Here is a 25,432-nt window from a genome sequence, read left to right on the forward strand (position 1 = left end):
CCGAGGGCGGATTTCCAATGCTGATGTTGATCCTCAATGTCGTCTACGTGCTGGTTGCCGTAGCCATGGTCGCGCTGATCCTGATGCAGCGTGGCTCGGGTGCGGCGGCAGGTTCGGGCTTTGGCGCTGGCGCCTCGGGGACCGTGTTCGGTGCGCGTGGCGCGTCCAACTTCCTGTCCAAGTCGACCAAGTGGCTGGCCGTGGTGTTCTTCGGCATCAGCCTCTTCATGGCCTGGTACGCCGGCCATGGCAACCGCCCGGCCGCCGATCAGGATCTGGGTCTGATGTCCGCCCCGGCGGCCAGCGCTCCGGCCGCTCCGGCGGGCGAATTGCCGGCCGTTCCGAAGGCCGATGCGGTCCCGGCCGCCCCGGTTCCGGCCGCAACTGTGCCGGCTCAGGCGGAATCTTCGGTTTCTGGTGAAGAAAAGCCTTCGGAAGGCTCCCAGAAAGACTGAAGCCGGTTACAATACGCGGCGCATCGGGAAGATAGTCTGATGTGATCGTTTGCCCAGGTGGCGGAATTGGTAGACGCACTACCTTGAGGTGGTAGCGACTTAGGTCGTAGGGGTTCGAGTCCCCTCTTGGGCACCATTTAGTAAGTAAAGCGGGTTGGTCTGGCGCGCAAGGCGCCAGGCAGCTTCCCGTCCACTCCCCCATGCCAAAGCGCCTGCAGGCGCAGCGGCAGAGGCAAGAGAGAATCGCTGTGCTGGCCGAATATTTGCCGTCTCTGCTGTTTCTGATCGTTGCCACCGGTATCGGCATTACGCTGATGCTGGTTGGTCGATTCCTCGGTCCCCGCCGCCCCGATCTGGAAAAGCTGTCGCCGTACGAGTGCGGCTTCGAAGCCTTCGAAGACGCGCGTATGAAGTTCGACGTGCGCTACTACCTGATCGCGATCCAGTTCATCGTCTTCGACCTGGAAATCATCTTCATCGTGCCGTGGACGCAGGTCTTCATGGAGCTTGGCGCGCGTTCGCTCGTCACCATGGGTCTGTTCGTCGGCATGCTGTTCCTCGGTTTCATCTATGTCTGGAAGAAGGGAGCGCTGGAATGGGAGTGATTCAGACTCTCGATGGCCTGATGACCAATCCTGTCCCGGAAGGGCGGGTTGACGACATCCTGCGGCCGGAAGGCGACAACCCGCTGCTGGAAAAGGGCTTTGTCACCACCAGCGTCGATGCGCTGCTGAACTGGGCACGCACCGGCTCGATGTGGCCCATGACCTTCGGTCTGGCCTGCTGTGCGGTCGAAATGATGCACGCAGGTGCGGCGCGCCTGGACCTTGACCGCTACGGTGTGGTGTTCCGCCCGTCGCCGCGCCAGTCCGACGTGATGATCGTCGCCGGCACCCTGGTCAACAAGATGGCCCCGGCGCTGCGCAAGGTCTATGACCAGATGCCCGACCCCAAGTGGGTGATCTCCATGGGCAGCTGCGCCAATGGCGGTGGTTACTACCACTATTCCTATTCTGTGGTGCGCGGCTGTGATCGCGTGGTGCCGGTGGACGTCTACGTCCCGGGCTGCCCGCCGACCGCCGAGGCGCTGGTGTACGGGATCCTGCAGCTGCAGAAGAAGATCTGGCGTACACAGACCATCGCCCGCTGACCCCTTCACCTGACAAGAGCGCGCCAAGCCCCCATGGCAGAGCAAGCATCCTTCATCGACCGACTCTCCGCACGTTTCGCTGGTGCGAAGGTCATCGTGGTCGAACCCCGCGGCGAAGTGACGCTGGAAGTGCCTGCCGCTGAGTGGCACGCCACCGCCCTCGCGCTGCGTGACGAGTTTGGTTTCGAGCAGGCCGTGGACCTCTGCGGCGTCGATTACCTCGGTTATGGCTCCGATGAGTGGGACACCGCCGACGTGTCCTCGCAGGGCTTCAGCCGCGGTGTCGAGGGCAAGGCCCAGGGCCGCTTCGCCTGGGGCGAATTCCCCAGCGAAGAGAGCGCCGACGGTGCCCGTCCGCAGCACATGCCGACCCAGCGCTTCGCCGTGGTCGCACAGCTGCGTTCGTACCAGCACAACCTGATGATGCACCTGCGCTGCTTCGCGCCTGACGAAGCGCTGCCGGTGGTGTCCTCGCTGACCAGCATCTGGCCGGGCCTGAACTGGTTCGAGCGCGAGGCGTTCGATCTGTATGGCGTGATCTTCGAAGGTCACCCGGACCTGCGCCGGATCCTGACCGACTACGGTTTCGTCGGCCATCCGTTCCGCAAGGACTTCCCGCTGATCGGCAACGTCGAAGTCCGCTACGACGAAGAAAAGAAGCGTGTCATCTACGAACCGGTCACCTCGGTGGAGCCGCGCGTCGGCGTGCCGCGCGTGATCCGCGACGACGCCCGCCTGCAGACCGCTGCCGGCGAGCGCTCGCAGGAGGCAGTGAAGTGAGTCACGTACACCAGGCCGGCGAAGCATTCGCCAGCAACGCTGCCGAAAGCCGGCAGGAAATCCGCAACTACACCATGAACTTCGGCCCGCAGCATCCGGCCGCGCACGGTGTGCTGCGCCTGATCCTGGAGATGGACGGCGAGACCATCATGCGTGCCGACCCGCACGTGGGTCTGCTGCACCGGGGCACCGAGAAGCTGGCCGAATCCAAGCCCTTCAACCAGTCGATCGGCTACATGGATCGCCTGGATTACGTGTCGATGATGTGCAACGAGCACGCCTACGTGCGCTCGATCGAGACCCTGATGGGCATCGAGGCGCCGGAGCGCGCGCAGTACATCCGCACGATGTTCGACGAGATCACCCGCATCCTGAACCACTTGATGTGGCTGGGTTCCAACGCGCTCGACCTGGGTGCGATGGCGGTGATGCTGTACGCCTTCCGCGAGCGCGAAGAGCTGATGGACTGCTACGAAGCGGTCTCCGGCGCGCGCATGCACGCGGCGTACTACCGTCCGGGCGGTGTCTACCGCGACCTGCCGGACCACATGCCGAAGTACAAGGAATCGCGCTGGCACAAGGGCAAGGCCCTGAAGAACCTCAATGCCTCGCGCGAAGGTTCGCTGCTGGACTTCCTGGAGAACTTCACCAATGAGTTCCCGGGTCGTGTCGACGAATACGAGACCCTGCTGACCGACAACCGTATCTGGAAGCAGCGTACCGTCGGCATCGGCGTGGTCACCCCGGAGCTGGCCCACCAGTGGGGCATGACCGGCGTGATGCTGCGTGGCTCGGGCGTCGCCTGGGATCTGCGCAAGAAGCGCCCCTATGCGAAGTACGATGCCGTCGATTTCGACATCCCGCTGGGCAAGGAAGGCGATTGCTACGATCGCTACCTGTGCCGCGTTGCCGAAATGCGCGAGTCCAACCGCATCATCAAGCAGTGCGTGGCATGGCTGAAGGCCAACCCCGGCCCGGTCATGGTCAAGAACTTCAAGGTCGCTCCGCCCAAGCGCGAGGACATGAAGGACGACATGGAAGCGCTGATCCATCACTTCAAGCTGTTCAGTGAAGGCTATTGCGTGCCGGCCGGCGAGACCTACGCCGCGGTTGAAGCGCCCAAGGGCGAATTCGGCTGCTACCTGGTTTCCGACGGCGCCAACAAGCCGTTCCGCGTACACCTTCGTGCGCCGGGCTTTGCCCACCTGTCCTCGATCGATTCGATCGTGCGCGGCCACATGCTGGCCGACGTGGTGGCGATGATCGGTACCTACGATCTGGTGTTCGGCGAGGTTGACCGGTAATGCCGTCCGCCACGCCAACGCCCGCTGCAGGCAGCCGGCGCAAGCCGGCGCCGCAGTTTCTGCAATTTCACGTTATGCATTTCGCTGAGGTCGGCCGATGAAGGCGACAGGTAATTTCGAGGCGGCGCGCGACGTCGACCCGATGGTGGTGTTGAGCGACAAAACCCGCGCTCACATCGATCACTGGCTGTCCAAGTTCCCGCCGGACCGCAAGCGCTCTGCCGTGCTGCAGGGTCTGCATGCTGCCCAGGAGCAGAACCAGGGCTGGCTGACCGACGAGCTGATCGCCGGCGTGGCCAAGTACCTGGACCTGCCGCCGGTGTGGGCCTACGAGGTTGCCAGCTTCTACTCGATGTTCGAGACCGAGAAGGTGGGCCGCAACAACGTGGCCATCTGCACGAACATCAGCTGCTGGCTCAATGGCGCCGAAGACATCGTGCGCCATTGCGAGAAGAAGCTGGGCATCAAGAACGGTCAGTCGACCGCTGACGGCCGCGTCTACCTCAAGCGCGAGGAAGAGTGCCTGGCCGGCTGCGCGGGTGCACCGATGATGGTCATCAATGGTCACTACCATGAGCGTCTGACCCTGGAAAAGGTCGACGAGCTTCTGGACGGGCTGGAGTAAGGGCATGGCACATCACCACGAATCCAAGGGTCCGGTCGGCCCCGCGCCGCTGCCGCACCAGGTGGTCTACACCACCCTGCATTACGACACCCCGTGGTCGTACGAAAGCTATCTGAAGACCGGTGGCTACGCTGCCCTGCGCAAGATCCTCGAAGAGAAGATCCCGCCGGAGCAGGTCATCGAGATGGTCAAGGCCTCGGGCCTGCGCGGCCGCGGCGGCGCCGGTTTCCCGACCGGCCTGAAGTGGTCCTTCATGCCCAAGGGCAACGTGCAGAAGTACATCCTCTGCAACTCGGATGAATCCGAGCCGGGCACCTGCAAGGATCGCGACATCCTGCGCTACAACCCGCATTCGGTGGTCGAAGGCATGGCGATTGCCTGCTACGCCACCGGTTCGACCGTGGGCTACAACTACCTGCGCGGTGAATTCCACCACGAGCCGTTCGAGCACTTCGAGCAGGCCCTGGCCGATGCCTATGCAAACGGCTGGCTGGGCAAGAACGTGCTGGGCTCGGGCGTGGATATCGACATCTACGGCGCCCTGGGTGCCGGCGCTTACATCTGCGGCGAAGAAACCGCGCTGATGGAATCGCTGGAAGGCAAGAAGGGCCAGCCGCGCTACAAGCCGCCGTTCCCGGCCAATTTCGGCCTGTATGGCAAGCCGTCGACGATCAACAACACCGAAACCTACGGTTCGGTGCCGGCGATCATCCGCAATGGTCCGGAGTGGTTCAAGGGCCTGAGCCTGACCGCCAATGGCGGCCCGAAGTGCTTCTCGGTGTCCGGCTGCGTGCAGAAGGGCGGCAATTTCGAAGTGCCGCTGGGCACCACCTTCGACGACCTGCTGGAAATGGCCGGCGGCCTCAAGCCGGGTCGCAAGCTCAAGGGCGCGATCCCGGGCGGCGTGTCCATGCCGGTGCTGACCGCGGCCGAGCTGAAGGGCCTGCCGATGGACTACGACACCATCCGTGCGCTGGGCTCCGGCCTGGGCTCCGGTGCGGTCGTGGTGCTGGATGACAGCGTCTGCTGCGTCAAGTTCGCCTGCCGCATCAGCCAGTTCTTCCACAAGGAATCCTGTGGCCAGTGCACCCCGTGCCGCGAAGGTACCGGCTGGATGCACCGCGTGCTGGAGCGCATCGTCGCCGGCAAGGCCACGATGGAAGACCTGCACCAGTTGAAGACCGTGGCCGGCCAGATCGAAGGCCATACCATCTGTGCGTTCGGCGAAGCGGCGGCATGGCCCATCCAGGGCTTCCTGCGCCAGTTCTGGGACGAATTCGAGTACTACATCGTCAACGGTCATTCGATGGTTGACGGCAAGAAGGTGGAGGCAGCCGCTGCATGAGCGCGCAACCCATAAATCCCAGCGTGCCACCGGACCACGTCACCATCGAGATCGATGGCAAGTCGCTGGTCGTGCCCAAGGGTTCGATGATCATCCAGGCCGCCGACAAGGCGGGCATTTCGATTCCGCGCTTCTGCTACCACGAGAAGCTGCCGATCGCTGCCAACTGCCGCATGTGCCTGGTGGATGTGGAAAAGTCGCCGAAGCCGGCACCGGCCTGCGCCACGCCGGTGATGGAAGGCATGAAGGTCGCCACCCGCAGTGAAAAGGCGCTGAAGTTCCAGCGCTCGGTGATGGAGTTCCTGCTGATCAACCACCCGCTGGATTGCCCGATCTGCGATCAGGGCGGCGAGTGCGAGCTGCAGGACGTGTCGCTGGGCTACGGCCGTTCGGTCAGCCGCTTCAACGAGCGCAAGCGCGTGGTGGCCGACGAGGACATGGGCCCGCTGGTCGCCACCGAGATGACCCGCTGCATCCAGTGCACCCGCTGCGTGCGCTTCACCGCCGACGTTGCCGGTACCTATGAACTGGGTGGCATGTACCGCGGTGAAAACCTGCAGATCGGCACCTACGACGGCAAGCCGCTGACCACCGAGCTTTCGGGCAACGTCGTCGACGTGTGCCCGGTCGGCGCGCTGACCAACAAGGTGTTCCAGTTCCGCGCCCGTCCGTGGGAACTGACCGCGCGCGAATCGCTGGGCTACCACGACGCGATGGGCTCGAACCTGTTCCTGCACGTGCGTCGCGGCGAAGTGCTGCGTACCGTGCCGCGCGACAACGAGGCGGTCAACGAGTGCTGGCTGTCCGATCGTGACCGTTATTCGCACCAGGGCCTGTACAGCGAAGACCGTGCGGTCAAGCCGCTGCGCAAGGTCAACGGCGAGTGGAAGGAAGTGAGCTGGGCTGAGGGCCTGGCCGCGGCCGCCGAGATCCTCAAGGCCAACCAGGGCGACAACCTGGGCGTGCTGGTGCACCCGTCGACGTCGAACGAAGAGGGCGCACTGCTGGCCCGCCTGGCCACCGGCCTGGGTTCGGCCAACATCGACCACCGCATCAACAACCGCGACTTCTCCGACGCCGCCACTGCCGAAGTGTTCGGCCTGCCGCTGGCCGAGATCGAAGGCGCGGACCGCATCGTCGTGCTCGGCAGCAACATCCGCCACGAGCTGCCGTTGCTGCACGCCCGCCTGCGCAAGGCGCAGACCCAGAACGGCGCGAAGATCCACGTGGTCAACCCGGTCGACTTCGACTTCGCGTTCAGCGTTGCCGGCAAGCAGATCGTGGCTCCGTCGAAGTTCGTCGATGCGCTGGCCAACGCCGAGCTGCGTTCGGCGGTGCAGGGCGGTACCAATACGGTGCTGATCGTCGGTGGCATCGCCGAGAACCATCCGCAGGCTGCCGCGATCCGCGCCGCTGCGCGTGATTTCGCCGCCGCCACCGGTGCCAAGCTGTGCCGCATCCCGCAGGGCGCCAATGCGATCGGCCTGACCCGCGCCGGCGTACTGCCGGCCGGCAAGGACGTCGCTGCGATGCTGGCCGATCCGCGCAAGGCCTACGTGGTCTACGGCCTGGAACCGGGCCTGGACTTCGCCGATGCTCCGGCCGCCCGCAAGGCGCTGGTCGGCGCACAGGTGGTGGCCTTCAGCCAGTTCGCCTGCGCCTCGACCCGCGACGTTGCCGACGTGATCCTGCCGATCGGTGCGCTGCCGGAAATCGATGCCACCCTGACCAACCTCGATGGTCGCGAGCAGTCGGCGCGTGCCGGCGGCAAGCTGCCGGGCGAGGCCCGCGAGGGCTGGCGCGTGCTGCGTGCACTCGGCGGTGAGCTGGCCGTGGCCGGTTTCGAGTTCATCGACCTGGCCGGCCTGCGCGCCAGCCTGGCACCGGTGAACGTGCAGGTGTCCGCTTCGGCACAGCCGGTGCTGGCGGGCGAGGGCATGGAAGTGGCCTCGACCGCTGCGATCTACCGCACCGATGCGGTGGTCCGTCGCGCCCCGGCGCTGCAGTCGCATCCGCTCAACAACGCCCCGCGCATCGTGCTCAACGCTGACGATGCCGCCCGCCTGCAGCTGCAGGAAGGGCAGATGGCCAAGGTCGGCACCGATGCCGGCAAGGCCACCCTGCCGGTGGTGGTCGACGCCCGCGTCGCTGCGGGTTCGGTCTGGATTGAATCGGGCCACGGCGCAACCGCGCCGCTGGGTGCCGCTCGTGTTTCGGTGGTGGCTGCATGAACGAATTGCTGATTAACGCTGTCGATCCGCTGCACCAATGGCTGCTTGGCCTGGGTGACATCGGCGCGCTGATCTGGATCATCCTGAAGATCCTGGTGATCACCGTTCCGGTGATCGTCTCGGTGGCCTTCTACGTGGTCTGGGAACGCAAGCTGATCGGCTGGATGCACGTCCGCCACGGCCCGATGTACGTGGGCATGGGCATCTTCCAGGCCTTCGCCGACGTCTTCAAGCTGCTGTTCAAGGAAGTCCTGCAGCCCAGCAGCGCCAACAAGGCGATCTTCCTGCTGGCGCCGCTGATCACCCTGGCCCCGGCCTTCGCCGCGTGGTCGGTGGTGCCGTTCGACCATCAGCTGGTGCTGTCCAACGCCAATGCCGGCCTGCTGTACCTGCTGGCGATGACCTCGCTGGGCATCTACGGCATCATCCTCGCCGGTTGGGCCTCCAACTCGAAGTACGCGTTCCTGGGTGCCATGCGCGCCTCGGCGCAGATGATCAGCTACGAAATCGCGATGGGCTTTGCCCTGGTCGGCGTGATGATCGCTTCGGGCAGCCTCAATCTCAGCAACATCGTGATGGCCCAGGCCGGCAGCTCCGGCTTCTTCGACTGGTTCCTGATCCCGCTGTTCCCGCTGTTCGTCGTGTACTGGGTGTCCGGCGTCGCCGAAACCAACCGCGCGCCGTTCGACGTGGTGGAAGGCGAGTCGGAAATCGTCGCCGGCCACATGGTCGAGTACTCCGGCGGTGCGTTCGCCCTGTTCTTCCTGGCCGAATACGCGAACATGATCCTGATCAGCTTCCTGATCTCGATCTTCTTCCTCGGCGGCTGGCTGAGCCCGATCCAGGGCTGGGTCAACCCGGGCGAGATCTCGCCGTTCATCGACTGGATCTGGAAGGGCGGCTGGCCGTGGCTGTTCGTCAAGGTCTTCTTCTTCGCCAGTGCCTACATCTGGTTCCGAGCAAGCTTCCCGCGCTTCCGCTATGACCAGATCATGCGCCTGGGCTGGAAGGTCTTCATCCCGCTGACCATTTTCTGGATCGCGGTTACCGCCGTCATGGTGTTCTTCGGCGTGATTCAAAAGGGCGTCTAAGTGATGAACAGGATTACCCATTACTTCAAGAGCCTGCTGCTGCTCGAACTGCTGGCCGGTCTCTGGCTGACGCTGAAGTACAGCTTCAAGCCGAAGTACACGATGATGTACCCGATGGAGAAGTTCCCGCAGTCGCCGCGCTTCCGTGGCCTGCATGCCCTGCGCCGTTATCCCAACGGTGAAGAGCGCTGCATCGCCTGCAAGCTGTGCGAAGCGGTGTGCCCGGCATTGGCCATCACCATCGATTCGGCCAAGCGCGAGGACGGCACCCGCCGTACCACGCGCTACGACATCGATCTGTTCAAGTGCATCTTCTGCGGCTTCTGTGAGGAAAGCTGCCCGGTGGACTCGATCGTCGAGACCCACATCCTCGAGTACCACTTCGAGAATCGTGGCGAAAACATCGTTACCAAGCCGCAGCTGCTGGCCCTGGGCGACCGTCTCGAATCCGAGATCGCCGAGCGTCGTGCCGCCGATGCCGCTTACCGCTGAGGTCGAGAGATGGATTGGGTAAATATCGCTTTCTGGGTCTTCGCCATCGCGGCAACGGTTTCGGCCGGTGCGGTGATCAGCGTGCGCAACCCCGTGCACGCTGTCCTGTGCCTGGTGCTGACCTTCTTCTCCATCGCCTGCGTGTGGCTGCTGGTCGGCGCCGAGTTCCTCGGCGTGGCACTGGTGCTGGTCTACGTGGGTGCGGTGATGGTGTTGTTCCTGTTCGTGGTGATGATGCTCGACATCGATCCGGACAAGCTGCGTGAAGGCTGGGTGCGCTACCTGCCGGTCGGCCTGATCGTGGCCGTGGCGATGCTGGTGCAGATGCTGATCCTGATCGGCGTGAAGGGCAGGACGGTCAACCCGTTCCCGGCCGACAACGCCGCCGCGCTCGCCGCCGACAGTTCCAACGTCACCTGGCTGGCACGCAGCCTGTTCACCGAGTACCTGCTGCCGTTCGAGTTCGCCGCCGTCATCCTGACCGTGGCCGTGGTCGCCGCGGTGATGCTGACCCTGCGCCGTCGTGAAGGCCTGAAGACGCAGAACCCGTCGCAGCAGACCATGGTCAAGGCACACGACCGCCTGCGCATGGTCAAGATGGACGCCGAACAGCCGCAGATCCACAGCAACAGCACGCCGGCCGCGGGCGACGAGGAGACCAAGGCATGATCTCGATCACTCTGGGCCACATCCTGGCGCTGGGCGCGGTGCTGTTCTGCATCAGCCTCGCCGGCATCTTCCTCAACCGAAAGAACATCATCGTCCTGCTGATGTCCATCGAGTTGATGCTGCTGTCGGTCAACATCAATTTCGTCGGGTTCTCCCGGGAACTGGGGGACACGGCCGGCCAGCTGTTCGTGTTCTTCATCCTGACCGTGGCTGCTGCCGAGGCCGCCATCGGCCTGGCGATCCTGGTGACCCTGTTCCGTACACGCCGCACGATCAATGTCGGCGAAGTCGATTCGTTGAAGGGCTGATCCACAGATGGAAATCACTCTCTCCAAGAGTCTGTTGATCGCAGTGGTGCTTGCACCGCTGTTCGGCAGCATCATCGCCGGCCTGTTCGGTCGCCAGGTCAAGCGCTTCGGTGCGCAGACCATCACGATCCTCGGTGTCGCGGTTGCCTGCGGCCTGTCGATGCACACGCTCTACCAGCTGCTGTGGGGCGGGGCGCAGCCGTTCAACCAGAACCTGTACACGTTCTTCGAAGTCGGCCAGTACTCGGCCCATGTCGGCTTCATGGTCGACAAGCTGACCGCGATGATGATGGTGGTGGTGACCTTCGTGTCGCTGCTGGTCCACATCTACACGATCGGCTACATGCAGGATGATCCGGGTTACCAGCGGTTCTTCAGCTACATCTCGCTGTTCACCTTCTCGATGCTCACCCTGGTGATGAGCAACAACTTCCTGCAGCTGTTCTTCGGCTGGGAAGCAGTGGGCCTGGTGTCGTACCTGCTGATCGGTTTCTGGTTCAAGCGCCCGACCGCGATCTTCGCCAACATGAAGGCGTTCCTGGTCAACCGCGTCGGTGACTTCGGCTTCCTGCTGGGCATCGCCGGCGTGTTGTGGGTGTTCGGTACCCTGGACTACTCGCAGGTGTTCTCGCAGGCCGGCATGCTCGCCGACCCGCGCGCCCAGCTGCAGATCTGGGACGGCACCATGTTCGGCATGCAGCTGCTGAACGAGCCGGTGATCTGGTCGATCGCCACCGTCATCTGCATCGGCCTGTTCATCGGTGCCATGGGCAAGTCGGCCCAGGTTCCGCTGCACGTCTGGCTGCCTGATTCGATGGAAGGCCCGACCCCGATCTCGGCACTGATCCACGCCGCGACGATGGTGACCGCCGGTATCTTCATGGTCACCCGCATGTCGCCGCTGTTCGAGCTGTCGCAGACCGCGTTGAACTTCATCCTGTTCATCGGTGCCACCACCGCGTTCTTCACCGGCCTGATCGGCATCGTGCAGAATGACATCAAGCGCGTCGTCGCGTACTCCACGCTGTCCCAGTTGGGTTACATGACAGTGGCGCTGGGCGTGTCGGCGTACTCCGCTGCCGTGTTCCACCTGATGACCCACGCCTTCTTCAAGGCGCTGCTGTTCCTGGGTGCCGGCTCGGTCATCATCGCGATGCACCACGAGCAGGACATGCGCAAGATGGGCGGCCTGCGCAAGTACATGCCGATCACCTTCATCACCATGTGGATCGGTACCCTGGCCCTGGTCGGTACGCCGTTCTTCTCCGGCTTCTACTCGAAGGACACCATCATCGAGGCCGCCGAGATCCACGCCCACATGCAGAACAGCTGGGTGGCCACCTATGGCTACTGGGCGGTGCTGGGTGGCGTGCTGGTGACCAGCTTCTACAGCTTCCGCCTGCTGTTCCTGACCTTCCACGGCAAGGAACGCTTCCGCGATGCGCACGACGATCATGGCCATGGTCATGACGACCACCATGCTGCCGATGCACATCATGCCGACGCGCATGACGACCACGGCCATGGCCACGGTCCGCATGAGCCGCATGAAACCCCGTGGGTGGTGACGCTGCCGCTGATCCTGCTGGCCATCCCGTCGATCGCCATCGGTTTCTTCAGCATCGGTCCGATGCTGCACGGCACCGACTGGGCCGGTCACCACGCCCATGCGGCGATCAAGGGCCAGGTCAACACGTTCTTCACCGGCATCGTCGATTTCTACGATCCGGCCAAGAACACCGTGGCCTTCCTGGGCGAGGAGTTCCATGGTCCGGTGGCCTTCGCGCTGCACGGCATGATGCTGCCGCCGTTCTGGCTGACCCTGGCAGGCTTCCTGCTGGCTGCGTTGTTCTACCTGTGGAAGCCGGACCTGTCGGGCAAGGCACGCAAGACCTTCGCCCCGGTGGTGTCCGTGCTGGAAAACAAGTACGGCTTCGACAAGCTGTGGATCGATGGCTTTGCCGGTGGCAGCGTCAAGCTGGGCAAGGTCTCGCGCTGGATCGACAGCAACATCGTCGACGGCGTGGTCAATCTCTCGGCACGTGTTGTGGACGTCGCAGCCAGCGTGCTGCGCCGTACCCAATCCGGTTTCCTCTATCACTACGCCTTCGCGATGATCATCGGCCTGATTGCCCTCCTGGGCGTGCTGATGCATTACCTGCGTTGATGACCTGTACGGAATAAGAAGACGTGTCGAACTGGCCTCTACTCAGTGTCCTCATCTGGCTGCCGATCCTCGGCGGTGCCCTGATCCTTGCGATCCGTGATGCGCAGACCGCCCGCTGGGCGTCGCTGGGCGTCGCGGTGCTGACCTTCGTGGCGAGTCTGTCGCTGCTGGGCGGCTACAACCCGGGCATCGACGCGCTGCAGTTCGTCGAGACCCACGCCTGGATCCCGACCTACAACATCGGCTACAACCTGGGCGTGGACGGCATCGCCGTAGCGCTGATCCTGCTCACCACGCTGGTCAGCGTGCTCGCCCTGATCGGCGCCTGGAGCGCGATCGACAAGCGCGTGAACCAGTACGTGGCCGCCTTCCTGATCCTGGAAGGTGTCACCGTCGGCATCTTCGCCGCCACGGACGCGATGCTGTTCTACGTGTTTTTCGAGGCGATGCTGATCCCGATGTTCCTGATCATCGGTGTCTGGGGTGGCCCGCGTCGCATCTACGCCGCACTGAAGTTCTTCCTGTACACCTTCCTCGGCTCGGTGCTGATGCTGGTGGCGCTGATCTACCTGTACATGAAGGGCGGCAGCTTCCAGCTGGCCGACCTCTACGCACTGCAGCTGTCGGGCAAGGAACAGACCTGGATCTTCTTCGCCTTCCTGATCGCGTTCGCGGTCAAGGTGCCGATGTTCCCGGTGCATACCTGGCTGCCGGACGCGCACGTGGAAGCGCCGACCGCCGGTTCGGTGATCCTGGCCGCCATCGCGCTGAAGATCGGTGGCTACGGCTTCCTGCGCTTCAACCTGCCGATCGTTCCCGATGCCTCGCAGGAATGGGCATGGCTGGTCATCGCGCTGTCGCTGATCGCAGTGATCTACGTCGGCCTGGTCGCCTTGGTGCAGGACGACATGAAGAAGCTGATCGCCTATTCGTCGATCGCGCACATGGGCTTTGTCACCCTGGGTACCTTCATCGCCCTGTGGCTGGTGCGTGAAGCCGGCAACGTCGATGCGGCCCGCCTGGGCCTGCAGGGCGCCATGGTGCAGATGATCTCGCACGGCTTCGTGTCCGGCGCGATGTTCTCCTGCGTCGGCGTGCTGTACGACCGCATGCACAGCCGCCGCATCGCCGATTACGGCGGCGTGGTCAACGTGATGCCGTGGTTCGCCACGTTCGCCATGCTGTTCTTCATGGCCAACGCCGGCCTGCCGGGCACCAGCGGTTTCGTCGGTGAATTCATGGTCATCCTGTCGGCGTTCCAGCGGAACCCGTGGATCGCCCTGGGCGCAGCCACCACCCTGATCATCGGTGCGGCCTACACCCTGTGGCTGTACAAGCGCATCTTCTTCGGTGAGGTGGCCAACAGCCACGTCGCCGAACTGAAGGACATCAACGGCCGCGAATGGCTGGTGCTGGGCGTGTTCGCCATTGGCGTACTGGCCCTGGGCATCTACCCCAAGCCGCTGACCGACCTGATGGAGCCCTCGATCGCAAAGCTGGCGATGCAGATCGCATCCAGCAAGTTGCTGTAATTCCAGGATTTGATGATGACCACCTCGCCGCTGCTGCCACTGACCGCTGCTGACCTGCCACCGCTCGCTCCCGAGCTGGTGCTGATCGGCAGTGCCTTCGCCCTGATGATCCTCGACCTGTTCGTCAGCGAACGGAACAAGATCGTCACCCACCTGTTCTCGGTCGCCGCACTGGCCGTGGTGCTGTTCATGCTGGCCACCGGCGTGGGCGGGCAGGGGGAGGTCTTCCATGGCATGTTCGTGCGCGATACCGCCGCGGACGTGATGAAGACCGGGATCGTGCTGCTCAGCGGCCTGACCCTGATCTACGGCTGGGGCTACCTGCGCGAGCGCAAGCTGTTCCAGGGCGAGATTCCGGTGCTGATCCTGTTCGGCACCGCCGGCATGATGATCCTGGTGTCCGCCGGCAGCCTGCTGATGGTGTACCTGGGCCTGGAACTGCTGGCCCTGTGCTCCTACGCACTGGTTGCCAGCAACCGTGACAACGGCCTGGCCTCGGAAGCGGCGATGAAGTACATCGTGCTCGGTTCGCTGGCCTCGGGCCTGCTGCTGTACGGCATGTCGCTGATCTACGGCGCCACCGGCAGCCTGCACCTGGACGCCATCCAGGCCGCCATCCCACACTCGGAAGAGCGCGTGCTGCTGGTCACCGGCGCGGTGTTCATGATTGCCGGCGTTGCCTTCAAGCTGGGTGCCGCACCGTTCCACATGTGGCTGCCCGACGTTTACCAGGGTGCCCCGGCGCCGGTCGCGCTGTTCATCAGCTCGGCGCCGAAGCTGGCCGCTTTCGGCATGGCCTACCGCCTGCTGGAAATGGGCGTGGGCCCGCTGTCCACCGAACTGCAGCTGCTGATCGCTGGCCTGGCCGCGGTCTCGCTGGTGATCGGCAACCTGATGGCCATTGCGCAGAGCAACCTCAAGCGCATGCTGGCGTTCTCCACGGTCTCGCATATCGGCTTCCTGCTGATGGGCATCGCCGGCGGCGGTTCGCAGGGCTATGCGGCCGCGCTGTTCTACGCCCTGGCCTACGCGATCATGTCGACTGCTGCTTTCGGCGCGATCATCGCGCTGTCGCGCGCCGGCTTCGAGGCCGAGAACATCGAGGACTTCAAGGGCCTGAACGCCCGCAACCCGTGGATGGCCGGCCTGGTGCTGTGCATCATGGCGTCGCTGGCAGGCATTCCGCCGTTCCTCGGTTTCTGGACCAAGCTGGCCGTGCTCGGCGCTGCCATCAATGGCGGCCTGCTGTGGCTGGCGATCCTGGGCGTGCTGTGTGCCGTGGTCGGCTGCTTCTACTACCTGCGTGTCATCAAGGTCATGTACTTCGATGAGCCGGTGGGCGAGGCCATGCCGCGCAGCAAGGATCGCGTGCTGGGTGTCGTGCTGGGCGTTAACGCACTGGCATTGCTGGCGCTCGGCCTGGCCTGGAACCCGATCATGGTCTGGTGCCAGCAGGCATTTGCGCATCTTGCATAAAAGTTGACACAAAGCTGCGCGATTCGTGTAATATACGCAGCTTGAGTTGTTACTGCAGCGGTTCAGCCAGAACATCGTTGCGGAGCGCCTCCCTCGCCAGAGTGGGGCAGCGGTTCAAACACTTCCGGTGCGGGGTGGAGCAGTCTGGCAGCTCGTCGGGCTCATAACCCGAAGGTCGCAGGTTCAAATCCTGCCCCCGCTACCAACACATCGAATCGGCGCCAACCAATTCGATGAATGAGGAAAAGCTTGCAGGTTTTGAAGTTATCCCTCATAATTCCGCTTCTGATGCGGGGTGGAGCAGTCTGGCAGCTCGTCGGGCTCATAACCCGAAGGTCGCAGGTTCAAATCCTGCCCCCGCTACCAAGTAAAGGATGCGCCTTCGAAGCTCTGCTTCGAGGGCGTTTTTCTTTGCGGCTTCCGCCTATCCGCCGGGCATGGCCCGGCGCTACCATCGCGCGGTCACCCGGTAGCGCCGGGCCATGCCCGGCGAGTGCAGCGGAGGGTTTCAGGACGGCCGCAGCCTTGCACCAGAGCGGTGCAGGGGCTATCATCAGCGGCCTAGAAGTACCCCTGACGGCGGCGCTCCCCATCGGAGATCCACCCGGAAGGAGGGCCGCAGCACGCTTGTTCAGCGCGTTGCAACCGGAATCCAGTCACCGGAGTCTTTCCGGAAAAGGGGCCCAGCGGGCCCTTCGTCGTTTTCGGGGCGTCATGTTTCCATGCTGGCCAAGGCCGGCACCCAACCAAGAGATCAAGGCAGGCTGTGAGCGACAAGGCAACCGACATCGCGAATCTGCTCGCCCCGACCGTTGTGTCGCTGGGCCTGGAGCTGCTGGGCGTTGAGTATCTGCCGGCCCCCGGCGGTGCGACCCTTCGCCTTTACATCGACGTGCCGCTGGCGGAACAGCCGGAGCGCATCATCAATGTGGACGACTGTGAGCGGGTAAGCCGCGAAGTGTCCGCACAGATGGACGTCGAAGACCCGATCAGCGGCAATTACACGCTGGAAGTGTCTTCGCCGGGCGTGGATCGCCCGCTGTTCAACCTGGAGCAGTTCGGTCGTCACCTCGGCGAATCGGCCAAGGTCACCCTGAAGCTGCCGCAGGAAAACCGTCGTCGCCTGCAGGGTCGCATCGAAGCGATCGATGAGGCGCAGGGCAGCATCACCTTCATCGTCGACAACGCCGCACTGGTGGTGTCGGCCGACAACATCGACAAGGCGCGGATCATGCCTGACTGGGTGGCGCTGGGGCTGGCCCCGAGCAAGCCGACCGGTCCGGCACCGAAGCGTCCGAAGCCGAACAAGAATTCTTCTTCCAACGAGCCGGCGGCAAAGAAGCCGCGCGCGGAGTGAGCCAATGAGCAAGGAACTGTTGCTGGTAGTGGACGCGGTCGCCAACGAGAAGGGCGTGCCGCGTGAAGTGATCTTCGATGCCATCGAGGCCGCCCTGGCCTCGGCAGCGAAGAAGCGCTATCCCGACGAGGAAGTGCTGACCCGCGTGGTCATCGACCACAAGGATGGCAACTACGAAACCTTCCGCCGCTGGGAAGTGGTGGCCGACGACGTAGTGATGGAATCGCCGGATCGCCAGATCCGCCTGATGGACGCCATCGACGAAGCCGAAGGCGTGGATGTCGGCGATTACATCGAAGAGCAGATCGAGAACCCCGACTTCGGTCGCATCGCCGCCCAGGCCGCCAAGCAGGTGATCGTGCAGCGTGTGCGCGAAGCCGAGCGCCAGCAGGTGGTCGATGCCTGGGCCGATCGCGTCGGTGAGCTGATCACCGGTGTGGTCAAGCGCGCCGAGCGCGGCAACATCTATGTCGACCTGGGCGGCAACGCCGAAGGCTTCATTCCGAAGGACAAGGGCATTCCGCGTGATGTCCTGCGTGCCGGCGACCGCGTCCGCGGCTACCTGGCCGAAGTGCGTTCGGAGCCGCGTGGCCCGCAGCTGTTCATCAGCCGCGCAGCGCCGGAATTCATGATCGAGCTGTTCAAGCTGGAAGTGCCGGAAGTCGGCCAGGGCCTGGTGGAAATCAAGGCCTGCGCCCGCGATCCGGGCGACCGCGCCAAGATCGCCGTGCTCGCCCACGATGCCCGCACCGATCCGATCGGCGCCTGCATCGGCATGCGTGGTTCGCGCGTGCAGGCCGTGTCCAACGAGCTCAATGGCGAGCGCGTGGACATCGTCCTGTGGAACGAGAACCCGGCCAACTTCGTCATCAACGCGATGGCGCCGGCCGAAGTGCAGTCGATCATCGTCGATGAAGACAAGCATTCGATGGACCTGGCCGTTGCTGAAGACCGCCTGGCCCAGGCGATCGGCAAGGGCGGCCAGAACGTGCGCCTGGCCAGCCGCCTGACCGGTTGGCAGCTGAACGTGATGACCCAGGACCAGGTGACCGCCAAGTCGGAAGCCGAGCAGGCTTCGGCTCGCCAGCTGTTCATGGACAAGCTGGAAGTGGACGAGGAAATCGCTGGCATCCTGGTCAGCGAAGGCTTCGGCACGGTCGAGGAAATCGCATATGTACCGGTCGGCGAACTGCTGGCCGTGGAAGGTTTCGACGAAGACATCGTCGAAGAGCTGCGCGCACGTGCCCGCGATGCGCTGCTCAATGAGGCCCTGGCAGTCGAGGAAGGCCTGGAGGACGGCCAGCCGGCGCAGGACCTGCTGTCCCTGAAGGGCATGGACGAAGCCACCGCATATGCGTTGGCCGGCCACGGCGTGCGTACCAGCGAGGACTTGTCCGACCTGGCCGCCGACGAGGTCATGGACTTCGGCATCGAAGGGCTGGACCAGGAGCGCGCCGCGGCGCTGATCCTGGCCGCGCGTGCCGAGGAAATCGCCCGACTGGAACGCGGCGAATGAGCCGGCAATGAACAGGGCCCTGAGCCGATCAGGGCGTAGAATCCGCGCCACCTCCAGATGCGGGGGGGCGCCCACAAGATCATAGGATCCGAATGTCGCAGCAAACCACCATCCGCAAGCTTGCTGAACTGGTCAATACACCGGTCGAAAAACTGCTGGAACAGCTGGCTGGTGCCGGCATGAAGTTCAGCGGTCCCGACCAGGTCGTGACCAGCTCCGAGAAAGTGAAGCTCCTGGGCTTCCTTCGTCGTTCGCATGGCAAGCCCGAGCAGGCCCCGGAAGAGACTGATCAGTCTGCCAAGAAGATCACCCTCAACCGTCGCAAGCAGCAGGAAGTGACGGTCAATTCCGGTCGCAGCAAGACAACCGTGAACGTGGAAGTGCGCCAGAAGCGCACCTACGTCAAGGCCGATGGTGGTCGCGCGATGACCCCGGACGAAGAGCGTGCCGACATCCTGCGCAAGCTGGAAGAGTCGCGCGCACGCAACCTCGCCGAGCAGCAGGCACTGGCCGAGAAGGACCGCCTGCGTGACGAGGAAATCGTGCGCAAGCGCGAGGAAGAGGTCGCTGCCAAGGAGCGTGCCGAGGCCGAGAAGAAGGCGGCCGAGGAAGCTGCGGTCGCCGCCAAGGCTGCCGAAGCCCTGGCTGCCAGCCAGCCCAAGGTGCGCGCGCCGATCGACGAAACCGCGCCGCGCCCGCCGCGTGCTCCGGCTGCAGCCCCGGCTGCTCCGCGTAGTGCGCCGCCGCGCAGCGACGACCGCAACAATCGCAACGCGCCGCGCAACGAGCGTGGCCCGGGTGATCGCTTTGCCGGTCAGATGCACTTGTCCGCCGCCGATCGTGCGCGCCGTGGCAACAGCAACAACAGCAACAACCGTGGTCGCCCGGGCAGCCGTCCGACGTCCGGCCGTCGCGACATGTCGCGCGGCGGTGGCAACTCCGGCCCGCACGCCTTCGAACGTCCGACCGCACCGGTCGTGCGTGAAGTGGCGATCGGCGACACCATCACCGTGGCCGACCTGGCGCAGAAGCTCGCGCTGAAGGGCGGCGAGGTGGTGAAGGCGCTGTTCAAGATGGGCGTGATGGCCACCATCACCCAGTCCATCGACCACGACACTGCGGCACTGGTCACCGAAGAGCTGGGTCACAAGGCGATCCGCGCCAGCGACAACGACGCTGAAGACGCGCTGTTGGCATCGGCTGGCGAGAACCAGGGCGAGGCCGTGCAGCGTCCGCCGGTGGTCACCATCATGGGCCACGTCGATCACGGCAAGACCTCGCTGCTGGATTACATCCGTCGCACCAAGGTCGCCACCGGCGAAGCCGGCGGCATCACCCAGCACATCGGTGCGTACCACGTTGAAACGCCGAAGGGCGTCATCAGCTTCCTGGATACCCCGGGCCACGCCGCGTTCACCTCGATGCGTGCCCGCGGTGCCAAGCTGACCGATATCGTGGTGCTGGTCGTGGCTGCTGATGACGGCGTCATGCCGCAGACCAAGGAAGCGATCCAGCACGCCCGTTCGGCGGGTGTGCCGCTGATCGTGGCGATCAACAAGATCGACAAGTCCGGTGCCGACCCGATGCGGGTCAAGAACGAGCTGCTCTCCGAGCAGGTCGTGGCCGAAGACTTCGGTGGCGACACCCAGATGGTGGAGATCTCGGCCAAGACCGGCCTGGGCATCGACGATCTGCTGGAAGCTGTTTCGGTCCAGGCTGAACTGCTGGAACTGAAGGCGGTCGACGACGGTCGTGCCAACGGCGTGGTCATCGAATCGTCGCTGGACAAGGGCCGTGGCCCGATCGCGACGGTGCTGGTGCAGCAGGGCCGCCTGAAGAAGGGCGATTACCTGGTGTGCGGCATCCAGTACGGCCGCGTGCGTGCGCTGTTCGACGAAACCGGCAAGCAGCCGGAGTTCGCTGGTCCGTCCATCCCGGTGCAGGTCCTGGGCCTGTCCGGCGTGCCGGAAGCCGGTGACGACTTCGTCGTCGTTGACGACGAGCGTCTGGCCAAGGACGTTGCCCAGCAGCGTGAGACCAAGCGCCGCGAATCGCGCCTGGTCGCCACTGCGGGCAGCCGCATGGAAGACATCATGGCGACCCTGGGCAAGGGCGAGGGCCAGCAGGTCCTCAACCTGGTCATCAAGGCCGACGTGCAGGGTTCGGTGCAGGCGTTGAGCCAGGCCCTGGTGGCGCTGTCCAACGACGACATCCGCATCAACGTGATCCACTCCGGCGTGGGTGGCATCACCGAGTCGGATGCCAATTCGGCCGCCGCTTCGAAGGCCACCGTCATCGGCTTCAACGTGCGTGCGGATGCTTCGGCCCGTCGCATCATCGAATCCAACGGCGTGGACCTGCGTTACTTCTCGATCATCTATGACGTGATCGATCAGGTGAAGCAGGTGGCCTCCGGTCTGCTGGGCGTGGAGATCCGCGAAGAGATCATCGGTATCGCCGAGGTCCGCGACGTCTTCCGCAGCTCCAAGCTGGGTGCCGTCGCCGGCAGCATGGTCATCGAGGGCGTGGTCAAGCGCAACAAGCCGATCCGCGTCCTGCGCGACAGCGTGGTGATCTTCGAAGGCGAGCTGGAATCGCTGCGCCGCTTCAAGGAAAACGTCGAGGAAGTCCGCAACGGTACCGAATGCGGTATCGCGGTGAAGGCCTACAACGACGTCAAGCCGGGTGACCAGATCGAGTGCTTCGAGCGTATCGAAGTGCCGCGCACCCTGTAATGCTGTGCGGTGGCCCGACCAACGGTCGGGCCCTACCATGTACATGTAGCGCCCGACCGTTGGTCGGGCGACAACTCAATCAAGAGTCCCTCGTGCCCAAGACTTTCCATCGAACCGACCGTGTCTCCGCCCAGCTGCGCCGTGAACTCGGCACCCTGGTGCACAACGCCGTGCGTGAGCACGGGTTGCCCTCGGTGAGCGTGTCCGACGTGGAAATCACCCGCGACATGGCCCACGCCAAGGTGTTCGTCACCGCGCTGATGCCGGAACGTTCGGTTGAAGCCGTGAAGGGCCTGAAGGAACTGGCCTGGGGCCTGCGCATGGAACTGGCGCGCGCGATGAAGCTGCGGCATGTGCCGGAGCTGCATTTCCACTACGACGACTCGGTCGATCGTGGCGAGCGCATCGACAACCTGTTGCGCGACCTGCCCGATACCGTGGCCGCCGAAAAGCGTCGCGAAGGCGACGAAGAATAACCGCGCGACGCCGGGCATGCCCGGCGTTGTTGCATTCCGGCTGCGCGATGTCTGATGCAGACCGCGCTGCGCGCTCGCTGGGCATGGCCCGGCGCTACCCGTACCTGTCATGACCCGAATTCAGTTCCGCCGCCTGGATGGCATCCTGCTGCTCGACAAGCCGACCGGCATGAGCTCCAACGCCGCGCTGCAGGTCGCCCGTCGCCTGTTCCGTGCAGAGAAGGGCGGCCACACCGGCAGCCTCGACCCGCTGGCCACCGGCCTGTTGCCGCTGTGCTTTGGCGAGGCGACCAAGATTGCCGGCCTGCTGCTGGGCTCGGCCAAGGCCTACGACGCCGAGATCGTGCTGGGCCAGACCACCGATACCGACGACGCCGAGGGCCAGGTGCTGCTCGAACGGCCGGTGCCCGTGATCAGCGCCGAGGCCCTGCAGGCGGCGATCGCGCCGCTGCTTGGCGACATCCTGCAGCGTGCGCCGATCTATTCCGCGCTCAAGCAGGGCGGGGAGCCGCTGTATGTGAAGGCCCGCCGTGGCGACGCCATCGAGGCCCCCGAGCGCCAGGTCAAGGTCCACGCCATCGAGATTCTGGAGCAGCAGCCCGAGCGGCTGCGGCTGCGGGTCACCTGCGGCTCGGGCACCTATATCCGCAGTCTGGCCCGTGACCTAGGTGAAACGCTGGGCTGTGGCGCGCACATCAGCGCCCTGCGGCGCCTGTGGGTGGAACCGTTCCACGAACCGGCGATGGTCACCCTGGAGCAGCTGAGGGCTCTGGTGGAAGCGCAGGATGAGGCCGCCATGGACGCGCTGCTGCTGCCGCTGGCGGCGGGCCTGTCCGAATACCCCCGGGTTGACCTGGACGCCGAGCAGACCCAGCGCTTCTGCGTGGGCCAGCGCCAGCGCGACCTCTCCTGGCCGCGCGGCCTGGTGGCGGTGTTTGGCCCTGGATCGGTGGTGCAGGGCCTGGGCCAGGTCGACGACAGCGGTCTGCTGGCCCCGCAGCGCCGCTTCAACCTCTGAACGAGGAGGCCCGGTTCAGCCCCGGACCTTGTTCCAAAGCCCCCTGGCCGTTACAATTCCGCGGCCGTTTTACGGCAGCCTGCCGAAGGCGGGTTTCATCCATTGTTGGTTCACGGCGAGCCAGGCGGTGCGCGAAAGCGCGTTCCTGCCGGCCACGCATCACAGAGAAAAAAAGACATGTCGATCGACACCCAGAAGGTCATTGAAGACAACAAGCGCAGCTCGGCTGATACCGGCTCCCCGGAAGTCCAGGTTGCACTGCTGACCGCCCGCATCGAACTGCTGACCGGCCACTTCAAGACCCACAAGAAGGATCACCACAGCCGCCGTGGTCTGCTGCAGATGGTCAACCGCCGCCGCAGCCTGCTCGACTACCTGAAGAAGAAGGACGTCGAGCGTTACAAGGCCCTGATCGAGAAGCTTGGCCTGCGTCGCTAAGCAACGAATCCCCCGCGGCGCAGCGATGCGCCGCGGTTTTGTTTTGTAGCACCGCAATACCTTTTTCAGATCGGAACGACCGGTCATCCGTTGGCGGCAAGGGTCGCCCACGGTCCATTCGCAGACAGCATCCCCAAGGACACCCTCCGTGGCAAAAATCACCAAAACCTTCCAGTACGGCAAGCACACCGTCACGCTTGAGACCGGCGAAATCGCCCGCCAGGCCGGTGGCGCCGTCATCGTCAAGTTCGACGACACCGTGCTGCTGGTCTCCGCCGTTGCCGCCAAGAGCGCGCGTGAGGGCCAGGACTTCTTCCCCCTGACCTGTGACTACCAGGAGAAGTTCTACGCCGGTGGCCGTATCCCGGGTGGCTTCTTCAAGCGCGAAGGCCGCGCGACCGAGAAGGAAACCCTGATCTCGCGTCTGATCGATCGTCCGATCCGTCCGCTGTTCCCGGAAGACTACAAGAACGAAGTCCAGATCATCGCCACCGTGATGTCGCTGAACCCGGACATCGACGGTGACATCCCGGCCCTGATCGGTGCCTCGGCTGCGCTGTCGCTGGCCGGCACCCCGTTCAAGGGTCCGATCGCCGCCGCCAAGGTGGGTTACAAGAACGGTGAGTACATCCTCAACCCGACCGTGACCGAACTGAAGGATTCGGAGCTGGAGCTGGTCGTTGCCGGTACCGCCAACGCTGTGCTGATGGTGGAATCCGAAGCCGCGCTGCTGTCCGAAGACGTGATGCTGGGCGCCGTGACCTTCGGTCACCGCGAAATGCAGAAGGTCATCAACGCGATCAACGAACTGACCGTGGAAGCCGGCACCAAGCCGTCGACCTGGGTGGCCCCGGCCAAGAACGACGTGCTGATCAGCGCCCTGCAGGAAGCCATCGGCCCGCGTCTGGGCGAGGCCTTCCAGGTGCGCGACAAGCTGCAGCGCCGCGACGCCATCTCGGCGATCAAGAAGGACGTGGTCGAGTCGCTGGCCGGCCGCGTTGCCGCTGAAGGCTGGAACCCGGCCGAGCTGTCGAAGGAATTCGGCGAGCTGGAATACAGCACCATGCGCAACTCGGTGCTGGACACCAAGGTCCGCATCGACGGCCGTGCGCTGGACACCGTCCGCCCGATCGCAGTGAAGACCGGCATCCTGCCGCGTACCCACGGTTCCTCGCTGTTCACCCGCGGTGAAACGCAGGCCATCGTGACCATCACCCTGGGCACCGCCCGTGATGGCCAGGTCATCGATGCCGTCTCCGGTGAGTACAAAGAGAACTTCCTGTTCCATTACAACTTCCCCCCCTACTCGGTGGGTGAAACCGGCCGCATGATGGGCCCGAAGCGTCGCGAGATCGGCCACGGCCGTCTGGCCAAGCGCGGCGTGCTGGCAGTGATGCCGTCGCTGGAATCCTTCCCGTACACCATCCGCGTCGTCTCGGAAATCACCGAGTCGAACGGTTCCTCGTCGATGGCGTCGGTCTGCGGTTCGTCGCTGGCCCTGATGGACGCCGGCGTGCCGGTGAAGGCTCCGGTGGCCGGCATCGCCATGGGCCTGGTCAAGGAAGGCGATCGCTTCGTCGTCCTGTCCGACATCCTGGGTGACGAAGATCACCTGGGCGACATGGACTTCAAGGTTGCCGGTACCGCTGAGGGCATCTCCGCCCTGCAGATGGACATCAAGATCGAAGGCATCACCGAAGAGATCATGAAGCAGGCTCTGCAGCAGGCCAAGGCTGGCCGTCTGCACATCCTGGGCGAAATGGCCCACGGCCTGACCGCCCCGCGTGAGGAGCTGTCGGACTACGCGCCGCGCCTGCTGACCATCAAGATCCACCCGGACAAGATCCGCGAAGTGATCGGCAAGGGTGGTTCGACCATCCAGGCCATCACCAAGGAAACCGGCACCCAGATCGACATCCAGGATGACGGCACCATCGTCATCGCTTCGGTCAATGCCATCGCTGCTCAGGCCGCCAAGGCCCGCATCGAGCAGATCACCTCGGACGTCGAGCCGGGCCGCATCTACGAAGGCAAGGTCGCCAAGATCATGGACTTCGGTGCGTTCGTCACCATCCTGCCGGGCAAGGACGGCCTGGTCCACGTGTCGCAGATCTCCAGCGACCGCGTCGAGAAGGTCGGCGACGTGCTGAAGGAAGGCGATGTGGTCAAGGTCAAGGTGCTGGAAGTCGACAAGCAGGGCCGTATCCGCCTGTCGATGAAGGCCGTCGAGGAAGGCGAAGGCGCCACCGCCGAGTAATCGACCGCAG

Annotated in this window: 22 protein-coding genes and 3 tRNA genes; all 25 read left to right on the top strand. The window is 64.2% G+C overall.

The genetic code is table 11. The features are described 5' to 3' along the window. The first annotated feature begins 17 nt into the window (after positions 1-17). The 25 genes from secG to pnp all read left to right on the top strand — a co-directional run bounded on the left by secG (position 18) and on the right by pnp (position 25,422). Positions 18-455: a preprotein translocase subunit SecG gene (gene secG / locus ABIA73_RS07395; protein WP_025876192.1), complete on the top strand. Its 438-nt coding sequence runs from the start codon at positions 18-20 to the stop codon at positions 453-455. A 51-nt stretch (positions 456-506) separates the two neighbouring features. After that, positions 507-591, top strand: a tRNA-Leu gene (locus tag ABIA73_RS07400). Positions 592-703: 112 nt separating this feature from the next. Then, positions 704-1,060 (top strand): NADH-quinone oxidoreductase subunit A, encoded by a 357-nt coding sequence (locus ABIA73_RS07405; RefSeq protein WP_005414075.1) that lies wholly within the window; start codon positions 704-706, stop codon positions 1,058-1,060. Beyond that, positions 1,051-1,605 carry a NuoB/complex I 20 kDa subunit family protein gene (locus ABIA73_RS07410; protein WP_025876198.1) on the top strand — a complete coding sequence of 185 codons (555 nt, stop codon included), beginning with the start codon at positions 1,051-1,053 and terminating at the stop codon, positions 1,603-1,605. Before ABIA73_RS07405 ends, ABIA73_RS07410 begins: the two co-directional genes overlap by 10 nt. 33 nt (positions 1,606-1,638) lie before the next feature. Continuing rightward, a complete protein-coding gene (locus ABIA73_RS07415; RefSeq protein WP_025876200.1) occupies positions 1,639-2,385 on the top strand; it encodes an NADH-quinone oxidoreductase subunit C in 747 nt (248 codons plus the stop codon). Then, positions 2,382-3,689, top strand: coding sequence for an NADH-quinone oxidoreductase subunit D (locus ABIA73_RS07420; protein ID WP_025876202.1), 1,308 nt, complete (start codon positions 2,382-2,384; stop codon positions 3,687-3,689). The genes ABIA73_RS07415 and ABIA73_RS07420 overlap by 4 nt, the downstream gene beginning before the upstream one ends. Before the next feature lie 97 nt (positions 3,690-3,786). After that, positions 3,787-4,314, top strand: a complete 528-nt coding sequence (gene nuoE, locus ABIA73_RS07425; protein ID WP_025876204.1) for an NADH-quinone oxidoreductase subunit NuoE — start codon at positions 3,787-3,789, stop codon at positions 4,312-4,314. Between the two features lie 4 nt (positions 4,315-4,318). Next, a complete protein-coding gene (gene nuoF / locus ABIA73_RS07430; protein ID WP_025876206.1) occupies positions 4,319-5,659 on the top strand; it encodes an NADH-quinone oxidoreductase subunit NuoF in 1,341 nt (446 codons plus the stop codon). Then, positions 5,656-7,890: an NADH-quinone oxidoreductase subunit NuoG gene (gene nuoG, locus ABIA73_RS07435; RefSeq protein ID WP_354275600.1), complete on the top strand. Its 2,235-nt coding sequence runs from the start codon at positions 5,656-5,658 to the stop codon at positions 7,888-7,890. The genes nuoF and nuoG overlap by 4 nt, the downstream gene beginning before the upstream one ends. Then, the gene (gene nuoH / locus ABIA73_RS07440) at positions 7,887-8,981 is read left to right on the top strand and encodes an NADH-quinone oxidoreductase subunit NuoH (protein ID WP_025876209.1); all 1,095 of its coding nucleotides are present in this window, start codon (positions 7,887-7,889) and stop codon (positions 8,979-8,981) included. Before nuoG ends, nuoH begins: the two co-directional genes overlap by 4 nt. Before the next feature lie 3 nt (positions 8,982-8,984). Continuing rightward, positions 8,985-9,473 carry an NADH-quinone oxidoreductase subunit NuoI gene (nuoI, locus tag ABIA73_RS07445; protein WP_005417924.1) on the top strand — a complete coding sequence of 163 codons (489 nt, stop codon included), beginning with the start codon at positions 8,985-8,987 and terminating at the stop codon, positions 9,471-9,473. A 9-nt stretch (positions 9,474-9,482) separates the two neighbouring features. Beyond that, positions 9,483-10,142 (top strand): NADH-quinone oxidoreductase subunit J, encoded by a 660-nt coding sequence (locus ABIA73_RS07450; RefSeq protein WP_025876216.1) that lies wholly within the window; start codon positions 9,483-9,485, stop codon positions 10,140-10,142. Then, on the top strand, positions 10,139-10,450 hold the full coding sequence (gene nuoK / locus ABIA73_RS07455) for an NADH-quinone oxidoreductase subunit NuoK (RefSeq protein WP_032951897.1): 312 nt from the start codon (positions 10,139-10,141) through the stop codon (positions 10,448-10,450). Before ABIA73_RS07450 ends, nuoK begins: the two co-directional genes overlap by 4 nt. A 7-nt stretch (positions 10,451-10,457) precedes the next feature. Further along, complete coding sequence (gene nuoL / locus ABIA73_RS07460; RefSeq protein WP_140226410.1) at positions 10,458-12,617, top strand: NADH-quinone oxidoreductase subunit L; 2,160 nt, start codon at positions 10,458-10,460, stop codon at positions 12,615-12,617. 23 nt (positions 12,618-12,640) lie between these two features. After that, complete coding sequence (locus ABIA73_RS07465) at positions 12,641-14,149, top strand: NADH-quinone oxidoreductase subunit M (RefSeq protein WP_025876221.1); 1,509 nt, start codon at positions 12,641-12,643, stop codon at positions 14,147-14,149. Between the two features lie 15 nt (positions 14,150-14,164). Then, entirely contained in the window at positions 14,165-15,625 is a 1,461-nt protein-coding gene (nuoN, locus tag ABIA73_RS07470; protein ID WP_025876222.1) for an NADH-quinone oxidoreductase subunit NuoN, read from the top strand. A gap of 128 nt (positions 15,626-15,753) precedes the next feature. Next, positions 15,754-15,830, top strand: a tRNA-Met gene (locus tag ABIA73_RS07475). An 84-nt stretch (positions 15,831-15,914) separates the two neighbouring features. Then, a tRNA-Met gene (locus ABIA73_RS07480) sits at positions 15,915-15,991 on the top strand. Between the two features lie 400 nt (positions 15,992-16,391). After that, on the top strand, positions 16,392-16,982 hold the full coding sequence (gene rimP, locus ABIA73_RS07485; protein WP_025876223.1) for a ribosome maturation factor RimP: 591 nt from the start codon (positions 16,392-16,394) through the stop codon (positions 16,980-16,982). A gap of 4 nt (positions 16,983-16,986) precedes the next feature. Next, the gene (gene nusA, locus ABIA73_RS07490) at positions 16,987-18,498 is read left to right on the top strand and encodes a transcription termination factor NusA (RefSeq protein ID WP_025876225.1); all 1,512 of its coding nucleotides are present in this window, start codon (positions 16,987-16,989) and stop codon (positions 18,496-18,498) included. A gap of 92 nt (positions 18,499-18,590) precedes the next feature. After that, positions 18,591-21,233, top strand: coding sequence for a translation initiation factor IF-2 (infB, locus tag ABIA73_RS07495; RefSeq protein ID WP_025876227.1), 2,643 nt, complete (start codon positions 18,591-18,593; stop codon positions 21,231-21,233). A gap of 92 nt (positions 21,234-21,325) precedes the next feature. Continuing rightward, complete coding sequence (gene rbfA / locus ABIA73_RS07500; RefSeq protein WP_025876229.1) at positions 21,326-21,709, top strand: 30S ribosome-binding factor RbfA; 384 nt, start codon at positions 21,326-21,328, stop codon at positions 21,707-21,709. Between the two features lie 109 nt (positions 21,710-21,818). Further along, positions 21,819-22,727, top strand: coding sequence for a tRNA pseudouridine(55) synthase TruB (truB, locus tag ABIA73_RS07505; protein WP_248149282.1), 909 nt, complete (start codon positions 21,819-21,821; stop codon positions 22,725-22,727). 177 nt (positions 22,728-22,904) lie between these two features. Continuing rightward, on the top strand, positions 22,905-23,165 hold the full coding sequence (rpsO, locus tag ABIA73_RS07510) for a 30S ribosomal protein S15 (protein ID WP_005410445.1): 261 nt from the start codon (positions 22,905-22,907) through the stop codon (positions 23,163-23,165). 148 nt (positions 23,166-23,313) lie between these two features. Then, positions 23,314-25,422 carry a polyribonucleotide nucleotidyltransferase gene (pnp, locus tag ABIA73_RS07515; RefSeq protein WP_025876239.1) on the top strand — a complete coding sequence of 703 codons (2,109 nt, stop codon included), beginning with the start codon at positions 23,314-23,316 and terminating at the stop codon, positions 25,420-25,422. The last annotated feature ends 10 nt before the right edge of the window (positions 25,423-25,432 follow it).

Origin of the sequence: Stenotrophomonas sp. 2694 (genome assembly GCF_040548715.1) — a bacterium.
GTDB lineage: Bacteria > Pseudomonadota > Gammaproteobacteria > Xanthomonadales > Xanthomonadaceae > Stenotrophomonas > Stenotrophomonas indicatrix.